Origin of the sequence: Pseudomonas sp. BN415 (genome assembly GCF_029871195.1) — a bacterium.
Lineage (GTDB): Bacteria > Pseudomonadota > Gammaproteobacteria > Pseudomonadales > Pseudomonadaceae > Metapseudomonas > Metapseudomonas resinovorans.
The window spans coordinates 35,484-48,283 of record NZ_SSOK01000028.1 but is presented as its reverse complement, the minus strand read 5'-3'; the positions used below and the strand labels follow the sequence as shown (position 1 = coordinate 48,283).

Annotated in this window: 10 protein-coding genes; 5 read left to right on the top strand and 5 right to left on the bottom strand. The window is 62.5% G+C overall.

What is annotated here, in order from left to right; translation table 11 throughout:
* Positions 1–72: 72 nt before the first annotated feature.
* Positions 73–1,539, bottom strand: coding sequence for a glyceraldehyde-3-phosphate dehydrogenase (locus tag E8F20_RS07740; RefSeq protein ID WP_280283348.1), 1,467 nt, complete (start codon positions 1,537–1,539; stop codon positions 73–75).
* A 135-nt stretch (positions 1,540–1,674) separates the two neighbouring features.
* On the opposite strand from E8F20_RS07740, the gene mfd reads away from it, so the two are divergent.
* From mfd to E8F20_RS07725, 3 genes are read left to right on the top strand one after another with little or no spacing between them, the layout of a single operon-like run.
* Entirely contained in the window at positions 1,675–5,115 is a 3,441-nt protein-coding gene (gene mfd, locus E8F20_RS07735; protein ID WP_280283239.1) for a transcription-repair coupling factor, read from the top strand.
* A gap of 34 nt (positions 5,116–5,149) precedes the next feature.
* Entirely contained in the window at positions 5,150–5,671 is a 522-nt protein-coding gene (locus E8F20_RS07730; RefSeq protein WP_280283238.1) for a CsiV family protein, read from the top strand.
* 6 nt (positions 5,672–5,677) lie between these two features.
* Entirely contained in the window at positions 5,678–8,308 is a 2,631-nt protein-coding gene (locus tag E8F20_RS07725) for a DEAD/DEAH box helicase (RefSeq protein ID WP_280283237.1), read from the top strand.
* 99 nt (positions 8,309–8,407) lie between these two features.
* Here the strand turns inward: E8F20_RS07725 and E8F20_RS07720 are convergent, their stop codons facing one another.
* From E8F20_RS07720 to E8F20_RS07705, 4 genes are read right to left on the bottom strand one after another with little or no spacing between them, the layout of a single operon-like run.
* On the bottom strand, positions 8,408–9,145 hold the full coding sequence (locus tag E8F20_RS07720; protein ID WP_280283236.1) for an S-methyl-5'-thioinosine phosphorylase: 738 nt from the start codon (positions 9,143–9,145) through the stop codon (positions 8,408–8,410).
* 9 nt (positions 9,146–9,154) lie between these two features.
* Positions 9,155–10,153: a beta-N-acetylhexosaminidase gene (gene nagZ, locus E8F20_RS07715; protein ID WP_280283235.1), complete on the bottom strand. Its 999-nt coding sequence runs from the start codon at positions 10,151–10,153 to the stop codon at positions 9,155–9,157.
* Positions 10,154–10,162: 9 nt separating this feature from the next.
* Complete coding sequence (locus E8F20_RS07710) at positions 10,163–10,687, bottom strand: L,D-transpeptidase (protein ID WP_081668104.1); 525 nt, start codon at positions 10,685–10,687, stop codon at positions 10,163–10,165.
* 44 nt (positions 10,688–10,731) lie between these two features.
* Complete coding sequence (locus E8F20_RS07705; protein ID WP_137822471.1) at positions 10,732–11,439, bottom strand: TetR/AcrR family transcriptional regulator; 708 nt, start codon at positions 11,437–11,439, stop codon at positions 10,732–10,734.
* Between the two features lie 230 nt (positions 11,440–11,669).
* On the opposite strand from E8F20_RS07705, the gene lexA reads away from it, so the two are divergent.
* Together lexA and sulA are read left to right on the top strand one after the other, a co-directional pair.
* Complete coding sequence (gene lexA / locus E8F20_RS07700; protein WP_280283234.1) at positions 11,670–12,281, top strand: transcriptional repressor LexA; 612 nt, start codon at positions 11,670–11,672, stop codon at positions 12,279–12,281.
* A gap of 10 nt (positions 12,282–12,291) precedes the next feature.
* Positions 12,292–12,765 (top strand): SOS-induced cell division inhibitor SulA, encoded by a 474-nt coding sequence (gene sulA / locus E8F20_RS07695; RefSeq protein WP_280283233.1) that lies wholly within the window; start codon positions 12,292–12,294, stop codon positions 12,763–12,765.
* The last annotated feature ends 35 nt before the right edge of the window (positions 12,766–12,800 follow it).

Genomic DNA, 12,800 nt, shown 5'->3' with positions numbered 1-12,800 from the left:
CTTGTTATCCGATTACAGACGCAAAAATGAAAAACGGGAGCCCGAAAGCTCCCGTTTTCCGATGACACAGGCTTAGCGCGGGAAAGCTGGCGGGTTGACACCAGCCATATCTTCCATCACCCGAACCACCTGGCAGCTGTAACCGAACTCGTTGTCGTACCAGACGTACAGCACAACGCGGTTGTCGTTGCAGATGGTGGCTTCGGCGTCTACCACGCCCGCATGACGGGAGCCGACGAAGTCGCTGGACACCACTTCCTGAGAAGAGACGTAATCGATCTGCTTGTGCAGATCCGAATGCATGGCCATCTGGCGCAGGTATTCGTTGATCTCTTCGCGGCTGGTGGCCTTCTCCAGATTCAGATTCAGAATCGCCATGGAGACGTTCGGCGTCGGAACGCGGATCGCGTTACCGGTCAGCTTGCCCTTCAGAACCGGCAGAGCCTTGGCGGCTGCGGTGGCAGCACCAGTCTCGGTGATCACCATGTTCAGGGGAGCGCTGCGGCCGCGACGGCTGCCTTTGTGGAAGTTGTCGATCAGGTTCTGGTCGTTGGTGTAAGAGTGAACGGTTTCGACGTGGCCATTGACGATGCCGTACTGATCATCCACTGCCTTGAGCACCGGCACGATGGCGTTGGTGGTGCAGGAAGCGGCGGAGATGATCTTGTCGTCGGCCGAGATTTCGCCGTGGTTGATGCCGTGAACGATGTTCTTCAGCGCACCCTTGCCCGGAGCGGTCAGGACAACGCGGTCGATACCCGGGCACTTCAGGTGCTGACCCAGGCCTTCGGCGTCACGCCATTTGCCGGTGTTGTCCACCAGCAGGGCGTTCTTGATGCCGTAGGCGGTGTAGTCGATCGAGGCCGGATCGTTCGAGTAGATCACCTGGATCAGATTGCCGTTGGCGGTCAGGGTGTTGTTTTCTTCGTCGATGACGATGGTGCCGTCGAACGGACCATGCACAGAGTCGCGGCGCAGCAAGCTGGCGCGCTTGACCAGGTCGTTCTCGGCGCCCTTGCGGACAACGATGGCGCGCAGACGCAGGCCGTCACCGCCACCGGTCTTCTCGATCAGGATGCGCGCCAGCAGGCGGCCGATGCGACCAAAACCGTACAGGACAACGTCGGTGCCTTCACGGGCAGCGCCGTTCTGCTTGCCAACTACGTCGGCCAGCTCGTCCTTGGTGAACTGCTCGATGCTACGGCCATTACCTTCAGCCTTGTACTTGGCAACCATCTTGCCCAGGTCCACGGAGGCGGTGCCGAGCTTGAGCTCGCTCATGGCCTTGAGGATCGGGAAGGTTTCGTGAACCGACAGCTCGGCTTCGTCCGCGAGGCGATGACGGGCAAAACGGTGGGCCTTGAGGATGGCGATCACGGAGCGGTTGATCAGGCCACGGCCATAGATCGAGGTCACAACATTGTTGTTGCGATAGAGCTGGCCAATCATCGGAATCATGGCTTCCGCGAGGGCTTCACGATCGATCCATTCACCGAGACACTGGTCGGGCTTCTGAGTCACGGGCAGTACCTTCCACATGTAGGGGATGAAAAAAGGGGCTACATTATGACGGCGCACGCAGGCGCCGGCAATCAGCAGCGGCCTCAACACTGACATCCGCTAGTCGGGATAGTTACAATCCGCCGATCTTATTCCGACCGGAGCCTCTTGCCCGTGTCCGTACTGCGCCTACCGTCCCTCCCCTCCGCCGCCGGCAAGCAGCACTGGGGCAATCTGCCTGGTGCCGCCCTGAGCCTGGCGATCGCCGAAGCCGCCAGCGCCGGCAAGCGTTTTACGCTGCTGCTGACGGCCGACAGCCAGACCGCCGAACGCCTGGAGCAGGAGCTGGCCTTTTTCGCCCCTGACCTCGACGTTCTGCATTTCCCTGACTGGGAAACCCTGCCCTACGACCTCTTCTCGCCGCACCAGGACATCATTTCCCAGCGCGTCGATACCCTTTACCGTTTGCCTGGGGTCAAGCGCGGCGTGCTTGTGGTGCCCATAACCACTGCCCTGCACCGTCTTGCGCCGACGCGGTTCCTGCTGGGGTCCAGCCTTGTACTGGATGTCGGCCAGAAGCTGGACGTGGAGCAGATGCGCCTGCGCCTGGAAGCAGCCGGCTATCGCTGTGTGGATACGGTCTACGAACACGGTGAGTTCGCCGTGCGCGGCGCGCTGATCGACCTGTTCCCCATGGGCAGCGACCTGCCCTATCGCATCGACCTGTTCGACGACGAGATCGAAACCCTGCGAACCTTCGATCCGGAAACCCAGCGTTCGGTGGACAAGGTGGAATCGATCCGCCTGCTGCCGGCCCGCGAGTTCCCACTGGACAAGAAGGCCGTGACCGACTTTCGCGGTCGCTTCCGCGAGCGCTTCGACGTCGACTTCCGCCGCTGCCCCATCTACCAGGACCTGGCCAGCGGCATCACGCCGGCCGGCATTGAGTACTACCTGCCGTTGTTCTTCGAGGAAACGGCCACGCTCTTCGACTACCTGCCGACCGACACCCAGGTGTTTTCCCTGCCGGGCATCGAGCAGGCTGCCGAGCAGTTCTGGACCGACGTGCGCAATCGCTACGAGGAGCGTCGCGTCGACCCTGAACGCCCCTTGGTGCCACCCGCCGAGCTGTTCTTGCCGGTGGAAGACTGCTTCGCCCGCTTGAAAGGCTCGCCCCGGCTGGTGCTGAGCCAGGAAGACGTCGAACCCGGCGTCGGTCGCGAACGATTCTCCGCCCGCGCCCTCCCCGACCTGGCTATCCAGGCCAAGGCCACCGAACCCCTTGCGGCTCTGCGTCGCTTTATCGAGGACTTCCCCGGCCGCGTGCTGTTCAGCGCCGAGTCCGCCGGCCGCCGTGAGGTGCTGCTGGAAATGCTGGCACGTCTCAAGCTGCGTCCACAGGAAGTCGAGGGCTGGCCGGAGTTCGTAGCCAGTTCCGAACGCCTGGCCATTACCATCGCGCCACTGGATGAAGGGCTGCTACTGGACGACCCGGGCCTGGCCCTGATCGCCGAAAGCCCACTGTTCGGCCAGCGGGTGATGCAGCGACGCCGCCGCGAACGCCGCAGCGACGCCGGCGACAACGTGATCAAGAACCTCGCCGAGCTGCGCGAGGGCGCCCCCGTGGTACACATCGACCATGGCGTCGGCCGCTACCTCGGCCTGATCACTCTGGAAATCGAAGGCCAGGCCGCCGAGTTCCTCGCCCTGCAGTACGCCGAAGAGGCCAAGCTCTACGTGCCAGTAGCCAGCCTGCACCTGATCGCTCGCTACACGGGTAGCGACGACGCCCTGGCACCGCTGCACCGCCTGGGCTCCGAAGCCTGGCAGAAAGCCAAGCGCAAGGCCGCCGAGCAGGTCCGTGACGTCGCAGCCGAGTTGCTGGATATCTATGCGCGCCGCGCCGCCCGCGAGGGTTATGCGTTCAAGGACCCAACGGTGGATTACGCCACCTTCGCCGCCGGTTTCCCTTTCGAGGAAACGCCCGACCAGCAGGCCGCCATTGAAGCTGTACTGGCCGACATGTTGGCACCCAAACCGATGGACCGGCTGGTGTGCGGCGACGTTGGATTCGGCAAGACCGAAGTCGCCATGCGTGCGGCCTTCGTCGCGGTACACAGCGGCAAACAGGTCGCCGTCCTGGTGCCCACCACCCTGCTCGCCCAGCAGCACTACAACAGCTTCCGCGATCGCTTCGCCGATTGGCCCGTAACCGTGGAGGTAATGAGCCGCTTCAAATCCGCCAAGGAGGTGGAAGGCGCGGCTCAGCAACTGGCCGAAGGCAAGATCGACATCATCATCGGCACCCATAAGCTCCTGCAGGGCGACGTGAACTTCAAGAACCTGGGCCTGGCGATCATCGACGAAGAGCACCGTTTTGGCGTGCGTCAGAAGGAACAGTTGAAATCCCTGCGCAGCGAGGTGGACATCCTCACCCTGACCGCCACACCGATTCCGCGCACCCTGAACATGGCGGTGGCGGGCATGCGCGACCTGTCGATCATCGCCACGCCGCCGGCGCGCCGCCTGTCGGTACGTACCTTCGTCATGGAACGGCAGAACACTGCGATCAAGGAAGCCCTGCTCCGCGAGCTGCTACGTGGTGGCCAGGTCTACTACCTGCACAACGAGGTAGCGACCATAGAGAAGTGCGCCGCCGAACTGGCCGAACTGGTCCCTGAAGCGCGCATCGCCGTCGGCCACGGCCAGATGCGCGAACGCGATCTCGAACAGGTGATGAGCGACTTCTACCACAAGCGCTTCAACGTGCTGGTGGCGTCGACCATCATCGAAACCGGCATCGACGTACCCAGCGCGAACACCATCGTCATCGAACGCGCCGATAAATTCGGCCTGGCCCAGTTGCACCAGTTGCGCGGCCGGGTCGGTCGTAGCCATCACCAGGCTTACGCCTACCTACTGACACCACCGCGCAAGCAGATGACCCCGGATGCCGAAAAACGCCTGGAGGCCATCGCCAACGCCCAGGACCTGGGCGCCGGCTTCGTTCTCGCCACCCACGACCTGGAAATCCGCGGTGCCGGCGAACTGCTGGGCGAAGGCCAGAGCGGGCAAATCCAGGCCGTCGGCTTCACGCTTTACATGGAAATGCTCGAACGTGCGGTGAAGGCCATACGCAAGGGCGAGCAACCGAATCTTGAGCAGCCACTGGGCGGCGGGCCGGAAATCAACCTGAGGGTGCCGGCGCTGATTCCTGAGGACTATCTGCCCGACGTGCATGCGCGCCTGATCCTCTACAAACGCATTGCCTCGGCAACTGACGAAGACGGCCTGAAGGAACTGCAAGTAGAGATGATCGATCGCTTTGGCCTGTTGCCCGAGCCCACCAAACACCTGGTGCGCACAACCCTGCTCAAGTTGCAGGCCGAGAAACTCGGCATCAAGAAGGTCGATGCCGGCCCCCAAGGGGGGCGCATTGAGTTCGACGCCTCGACCTGCGTCGACCCACTGGTACTGATCAAACTGATCCAGGGCCAGCCCAAGCGCTACAAGTTCGAAGGCGCCACCCTGTTCAAGTTCCAGGTGCCCATGGAGCGCCCGGAAGAACGCTTCAACACACTCGAGGCGCTATTCGAACGCCTGACCCCGCAGTAGTCTGCGGAATGATTGCCCCAATAAGGAACAACCCATGCGTGCCATCCGAAACTTCGCCCTGCTGCTCGCCCTACTGGCCCCGACTGCCTTTGCCGAGGGTCTCTACTCGGTGGAGATGATCATCTTCCGCCAGGCCGGCGACCCCATCCCGGCCAGCCAGCCAGCTCCGGACGACTGGGCCACAGGCAGCCAATCCATCGCCGGCAGCGAGCGCGGCACCGCACTGGATGGCGAAGCGGCCAAGCTGAACCCCAACGCCGGCTACGAAGTGCTAATGCACAAGGCCTGGTCGCAAAACCTGTCGGCGATTCCGAACACGGTATCGGTGACGTCCGGCGAACAGCAGCTGGGGCATTACCCCGTGGAAGGCACCCTGGCACTCACCCTCGATCGCAGTGTCGACGCCCAGGCCGACTTCTGGATCAACCAGTTCGATAACAGCGGCCTGATCAGCAGCAGCGAACGTCTGCGCCAGGGTACGCGCCTGAAGAACGGCGAACTTACCTACCTTGACCACGGAAACCTGGGCATCCTGATCCGCGTTAGCCCGCTCTAAGGCACCATGAGCGCTCTGCTCGACCAATTGAGGCAGCTGGAATGGCGCCTGGATTTCGATCCGGGCGCCCTTTCCCGTGGCCTCAAGTACGCAACGGAAGGTCGCATCCGCCTGCTGAGCCTGAGCGACAAGGCCATCGAGACGAGCTGCGAAGGCTCCGCAGGCCACGTCTACACCCAACTGATCCGCCTGGCACCGAAGGGGCTCGGAGTGGTCGGCCGCTGCAGCTGCCCGGTGAGTTTCAACTGCAAGCATTGCGTCGCCGCCATCACCCATCTGCTCAATCAGCCCGCCACAGGCTGGCAAATCCAGACGCCACCCAGCGAACGCCTGGTGGACGACCTGCAACCACTTCCGCACCTGATCCTCGGCAGCCATGCACAGAGCCAGTACGACCTGCGCAGCGGACGCATGGTCGGCAGCCAGCAGCACCGCGCCGGACTGGTGTTCGACTATGGTGGCGCCCACACCCACGGCAAGCCGGCGAAACCGGAACGACTGCATCACCGCAGCAATGGCGAGCGCCTTGCCATTGCCCGCCACCCGAAGACTGAGCAGGCCTGGCGTGACACGCTGCGCCAACTGGGCTTCAAGGAAGCCTTGCGGCAGAGCCTGGCACTGCCTGCCAACAGCGCGGAGATGTTCGAGCTGCCCAGCGACGAAGACTGGCTGCACTTCATGCGAGAGAATTTGCCCGCACTTCGCAAGCAGGGCTGGCACATCGATATTCGCCCGGGATTCCAGTTCGACCTCACCCAGGTCGAAGGCTGGTACGCCGAAGTGGAAGAAGCGCCCGGCCGCGAATGGTTTGACCTGGAGCTGGGCATCGTCGTCGAAGGTCGCCGCATCAGCCTGTTACCGGTCCTTCTGCGCCTGATCCAACGCAACCCCGAGCTGCTCGACCCGCAGAACCTCCAACGGCGCAAGGACGATGACCAGTTGCGCCTGCAACTGGACGCCACTCGCGCCGCAGATGGCCGCCCGCTGCAGGTGATGCTGCCGTTTTCCCGCCTCAAGCCTGTACTGACCACCCTGGGCGAGCTCTATCAGCGCGACCAGGACCCAACTCAGAGTCTGCGCCTGGCTCGCCCCGACGCAGCTCGCCTGAGCCAACTGGAAGGCCTGGACCTGCACTGGCAAGGCGGTGAAGAGCTACGCGACCTGGCGCGAAAGCTGCGTGACAGCGGCAAGGCCACTATCAATCCACCCAAGGGCCTGAATGCCGAACTCCGCCATTACCAGCTCGAGGGCATCGCGTGGCTGCAGACCCTGCGGGAGGTTGGTGTCGGCGGCATCCTCGGGGACGACATGGGACTGGGCAAAACCCTGCAGACCCTGGCCCACCTACTGCTGGAGAAGGAAGCCGGTCGCCTGGATCGCCCGACCCTGGTGGTGATGCCCACCAGCCTGATTCCCAACTGGCTGGACGAAGCCCAACGCTTCGCACCTGATCTGCGCGCCCTCGCCCTGCACGGTCCTGGCCGCAAGAAAGCCTTCGAGCGAATGGCCGAGTACGACGTGCTACTGACCACCTACGCCCTGCTGCCCCGAGATCTGGAGCAATTCGCGGAGCTTCCGCTGCACTTGCTGATCCTCGACGAGGCGCAGTACATCAAAAACCCCACCAGCAAAGCGGCCCAGGCGGCGCGACAACTGGAAGCACGCCAGCGACTCTGCCTCACCGGCACACCACTGGAGAACCACCTGGGCGAACTCTGGTCATTGTTCCACTTCCTGATGCCCGGCTGGCTGGGTGACAGCCAGAGCTTCCTGCGGAACTACCGCAACCCCATCGAGAAACATGGCGACGCCATCCGCCTCGCCCATCTCAATGCCCGCCTCAAACCGTTCCTGCTGCGCCGCAGCAAGGAAGCCGTGGCCACCGAATTGCCGGCCAAGAGCGAGATCACTCAGTGGGTCGAACTCAGCGACCGCCAGCGCGACCTCTACGAGACGGTACGCTTGGCAATGGACCACAAGGTGCGCGACGAGATCGACCGCAAGGGCCTGGCACGCAGCCAGATCGTGATCCTGGAAGCCCTGCTGAAGCTGCGCCAGGTGTGCTGTGACACTCGACTGATCGAAGAAAGCGGCATCCGCTCGAGAGGCAGCAGCTCAGGCAAGCTGGACAGCCTGATGGAAATGCTGGAGGAGCTGATCGCCGAGGGCCGCAAGGTGCTGCTGTTTTCGCAGTTCACCAGCATGCTGTCGCTGATCGAAGACGAACTGCACAAGCGCGCCATCGACTATGTGCAGATCACCGGCGACACGCGGGACCGACGCACGCCGGTGCAGCGCTTCCAGGCCGGCGAGGTGCCGCTTTTCCTCATTAGCCTGAAGGCAGGTGGCACCGGCCTGAACCTCACGGCCGCCGATACCGTGATCCACTACGACCCCTGGTGGAACCCGGCCGTGGAGCGCCAGGCAACCGACCGAGCCTATCGCATTGGCCAGGACAAGCCGGTATTCGTCTATCGACTGATTTCACGAGGAACGGTGGAAGAGAAGATCCAGCAACTTCAGGCCCAGAAGGACGCGCTGGCGCGAGGCATTCTCGACGGTCGCGAAAAAGAAGGCTGGAGATTACAGGAAGCGGATCTCGACGCCCTCTTCGCCCCACTGCCCCGCCTCGCATGATTGGCCGCTGACGCGGCTGAGCACTAACACGCCCATTTACGAACAACTCAGACGCCGACAGCCATCAACACGTGATGCCTGCCGGCGGACGACATGGCCTCAGCCTTTCAGCAGATGGGCAAGGACATTGCGTACCTTGCCGATACCCTCGGCCAGCGCAGCCTCGATCTCGGCCATGGTGATGATGCCTTCCGACTTACCTGCTGCCGGGTTCACCACCAGGGACAGACAGGCGTAAGGTAGGTTCAGCTCGCGAGCCAGCGCTGCTTCAGGCATGCCGGTCATGCCAACGATGTCACAGCCGTCGCGCTCCAGGCGGGCGATTTCGGCCACGGTTTCCAGGCGCGGCCCCTGGGTACAGCCATAAACGCCGAAATCACTGTGCGGGTAGTCGCACGCGTTCAGCGCCGCCAGCAGCTTGGCACGCAGGGCTTCGTCATAGGGATGGCTGAAGTCGATGTGGGTGACATGGTCCAGATCGCCCTCAAAGTAGGTGCCGACACGACCATGGGTGTAGTCGATCACCTGATGTGGCACCACCAGGTGGCCACTGCCCATGGCCGAGTGAATGCCGCCCACGGCATTCACAGCGATTACCGCCTGCGCTCCGGCATGCTTGAGCGCCCAGAGATTGGCGCGATAGTTCACTTGGTGCGGCGGAATGCGATGCGGATGGCCATGGCGAGCAAGGAACAGCACGTCGTGCCCGGCGTACTCGCCATGGACGATTCCGGCCGACGGCGCGCCGTAGGGGGTATCAGGGTTGAGCAGGGCTTTCATGCTCAGGCCATCGAGCTGGGTCAGGCCTGTACCACCAATAATGGCGTAGACGGTCATGTCAGTTCCTCAATCGATCAACTGGGCTTCGCGCAGGGCGGCAACGGCCTGCGACCAGCGGGGATCCTGGCGGTACTCGGTGCCGGGGAAGGCACGGCGGCGCATTCGCGACAGACTGGCGGGTGGCTTGGCTCTCAAGCGCTGCAGGCGCTCCAGCGCCAACTCCGCGGAGGCGCGGTCGTTGCACACCAACCCCATGTCGCAACCGGCTGTCAGTGCAGCCTCGATGCGCTCGGCGGCATCGCCCACCACGTGGGCGCCGGCCATGGACAGGTCATCACTGAATATGACACCGGAGAATTTCAGTTCACCCCGCAGGATGTCCTGCAACCAGCGCCGGGAGAAACCTGCAGGCTGGCTGTCCACCTGCGGGTAAATGACGTGGGCAGGCATCATGCCGTCCAGTTCCGAGGCCAGACGAGCGAACGGGACCAGGTCAGTCTGGCGAATCTGCTCCAGGCTGCGCTCGTCGGTGGGAATCGCCACATGAGAGTCCGCCTCTGCCCAGCCGTGGCCAGGGAAATGCTTGCCGGTGGCAGCCATACCCGCCTGTCGCAATCCGCGAATGAAAGCGCCAGCCAGACGCGCGGCACGCTCAGGGTCGCCCTCGAAGGCACGACTGCCGACGACGGCGCTGCGCTGGTGATCGAGGTCCAGCACCGGGGCGAAGCTGATGTCCAGGCCAACTGCGAGCACTTCGGTCGCCATCAGCCAGCCGCACTGCTCGGACAGTTGCTCAGCATTGTCGTTATCAGCCAGGGCGCGCATTGCCGGCAAGCGCAGGAAGCCTTGGCGCAAGCGCTGTACACGGCCGCCTTCCTGATCGACGGCAAGGATCAGATCCGGCCGAACGGCGCGAATCGCAGAGCAGAGTTCGCGCACCTGGCGCGGGCTCTCAATATTGCGGGCAAAGATAATAAGACCGGCGACTTCCGGCTGACGGAGGATCTGCCGATCCTCGGCGGTCAGCCAGGTGCCGCCGATATCCAGCATCAGGGAACCTTGCATGAAAAATCCTTAAGAGAGTTGTGCCGTCGCCCAGACCGGGCAAGGTGCTTCGTCAATGCGTACCGCACAGTGGACGGGTACGCGATCGAAGAGTTCCAGCACATCGACATTACGCAGACGAATGCACCCATGCGAGCGAGCTACCCCCATGGGCTCGGTATCCGGCGTACCGTGCAGGTAGATGTAGCGGCGGAAGCTGTCCACCTTGCCAAGTCGATTGTGACCAGGCTCGCAACCGCTCAGCCAAAGAATACGACTAAGAATCCAGTCTCGTCCCGGAAAGCGCTCGTGGAGCTCGGCATTCCAGACTTCACCGGTCCAGCGCCGACCACGAAGCACTGCACCGAGGGGCAGGCCCTCGCCGATCCGGGCACGGACCTGGTGCAGCCCACGGGGGGTGCAGTTAGAACCATTCGTCTCACCTGCACCATTCAGGGCAGTAGACACAGACATGCGCAGAACCAACTGCCCCCCGGCAAAGCCGTAGAGCTGTTGGTCAGCGATGGAGATATGCAGAAGATCGAGGTTTTGCATGGGCCGCAAGCTTAGCCCATCAGCTCGCCTGCGCCCATATGGTTTTAAGCCTTGGCAGGTGCCGCCGGGGCCTTGTTGCGCGGTTTGAGCACCGCACTAGCCAGGGCTTCGTCAGTGACCCCGGTTTCGGCACGCATACCGGCAGCCAGGAACGGCACCATCAGACGCATGACCTGCTCGATCGAGGTATTCACGCCAAAGTCGTTTTCTGCCATGGCACGCAACGCTTTGATACCCGACATGCTGAAAGCGGCAGCTCCGAGCATGAAATGCACTCGCCAGAACAGCTCGAGTGGCGGAACCTTGGGAGCGGAGTCGTTCACCAGCAGCATGTAACGGCGGAAAACCTTTCCGTAAACTTCTTCGAGGTACTTGCGCAAGTGCCCTTGGCTCTGACTGAATGCAAGCCCAAGCAGACGCATGAAGATCGAAAGGTCATTGCCACTGCGGGGCTTTACCGCCAGCGCCTGCTCAACGAGCATTTCCAGCAACTCTTCAAGACTTGCCTTGCTCTCTGCCTTGGCCTGACGGCGGTCCAGTTCGCGCTCCAGGCTCTGACAGAAAGGGCCGAGGAAACGCGAGAAAACTGCCTGGATTAGCGCTTTCTTAGAGCCGAAATGATAGTTCACAGCCGCCAGGTTGACCCCAGCTTTACTGGTGATCAGACGCAACGAAGTCTCAGCGAAGCCTTTCTCCGCGAACAGCTGTTCCGCAGCATCCAGAATGCGTTCAACGGTTTCCGACTGGGCCATGGCTCCTCCGCCTGACAAACACTTGTTTGAAACATACGTTTCATCCGGTCAGCTTGTCAAGCCGTGCACACCACTATCTGACGCAATGGTCATCCTCCCCCCAGCCGCCGCAACAGCAGCCTTGCCCGCCCCCGAACCACACTCTCTTTTTTCTCCGCAAAAAGAAGCGTTGCCAAGGTCACGCCACTGTATATAATCCCAGTCACTGTATAAAAAAACAGAGCGCCGCCATGCTGAAACTGACGCCCCGCCAAGCCGAGATTCTCGCATTCATCAAGCGCTGCCTTGAAGATAACGGCTTCCCCCCGACCCGGGCGGAAATTGCCCAAGAACTCGGCTTCAAGTCGCCAAACGCCGCCGAGGAGCACCTCAAGGCCCTCGCCCGCAAGGGCGCCATCGAGATGACCCCGGGCGCGTCTCGCGGCATCCGCATCCCTGGCTTCGAGCCTGGCAGCAACGAAGACGATGGTTTGCCGGTAATCGGCAGGGTCGCCGCTGGCGCGCCGATCCTCGCCCAGCAGAACATCGAGGAATCCTGCCGCATCAATCCCGACTTCTTCCATCCCCGTGCCGACTACCTGCTGCGCGTTCGCGGCATGTCCATGAAGGACGTCGGCATCTATGACGGAGACCTGCTGGCCGTACACAGCACCCGCGAGGCCCGCAACGGCCAGGTGGTGGTAGCTCGACTCGGCGAAGAAGTCACGGTCAAGCGCTTCAAACGCGAAGGCGACAAGGTCTGGTTAATCGCCGAGAACCCCGAGTTCGCCCCCATCGAAGTGAACCTTAATGAGCAAGACCTGGTGATCGAAGGTTTGAGTGTCGGCGTGATCCGCCGCTAAAGGAGGCTCTATGCAGTTCCCGCAGTCGCTTGGCCGGTCTCAGCTCCCCCTGTTCCACGACGCCATCCTGGCCACCCCTGTTGCCCCGCTGCTGACCGATGTAGTGGAAGAAACCCATCTGGAAGAACCGGAAGCCTTCAGCGAGCTCTCGCTACGAGGTGCCACCGGGCACTGCCGAAGCCTACTGGGGTCGGTGCTTCGGGAGCTCAGCGAAGAACAGGACGCACGCTGGCTGACACTGATCGGCGCGCCCTCCGGCCTGACCCGTGACTGGTTGCGCGAGTCCGGCCTGAACCGCGAACGCATCCTGCTCCTGCAACCACGCGGCGAACAAAGCGCCCTGGAACTGGCATGCGAGGCCCTGCGACTTGGCCGCAGCCACACAGTAGTGAGCTGGCTGCAACTTGGGCAAAAGGCCAAACGCAGACTAGCACAGGCGGCACGCGAGGGAAGCGCGCAAAGCCTTAACATTCTTCTGGGGTGATAAGGACAGCAGGCGCCAGGTGATACCTGAGGCCT

What these genes read in the sequence shown, in the direction of transcription:
- E8F20_RS07740 (WP_280283348.1), bottom strand. Translation starts at nt 1,539, where the DNA reads ATGTGGAAGGTACTGCCCGTGACTCAGAAGCCCGACCAGTGTCTCGGT.
- E8F20_RS07730 (WP_280283238.1), top strand. Translation starts at nt 5,150, where the DNA reads ATGCGTGCCATCCGAAACTTCGCCCTGCTGCTCGCCCTACTGGCCCCG.
- E8F20_RS07725 (WP_280283237.1), top strand. Translation starts at nt 5,678, where the DNA reads ATGAGCGCTCTGCTCGACCAATTGAGGCAGCTGGAATGGCGCCTGGAT.
- E8F20_RS07720 (WP_280283236.1), bottom strand. Translation starts at nt 9,145, where the DNA reads ATGACCGTCTACGCCATTATTGGTGGTACAGGCCTGACCCAGCTCGAT.
- nagZ (WP_280283235.1), bottom strand. Translation starts at nt 10,153, where the DNA reads ATGCAAGGTTCCCTGATGCTGGATATCGGCGGCACCTGGCTGACCGCC.
- E8F20_RS07710 (WP_081668104.1), bottom strand. Translation starts at nt 10,687, where the DNA reads ATGCAAAACCTCGATCTTCTGCATATCTCCATCGCTGACCAACAGCTC.
- E8F20_RS07705 (WP_137822471.1), bottom strand. Translation starts at nt 11,439, where the DNA reads ATGGCCCAGTCGGAAACCGTTGAACGCATTCTGGATGCTGCGGAACAG.
- lexA (WP_280283234.1), top strand. Translation starts at nt 11,670, where the DNA reads ATGCTGAAACTGACGCCCCGCCAAGCCGAGATTCTCGCATTCATCAAG.
- sulA (WP_280283233.1), top strand. Translation starts at nt 12,292, where the DNA reads ATGCAGTTCCCGCAGTCGCTTGGCCGGTCTCAGCTCCCCCTGTTCCAC.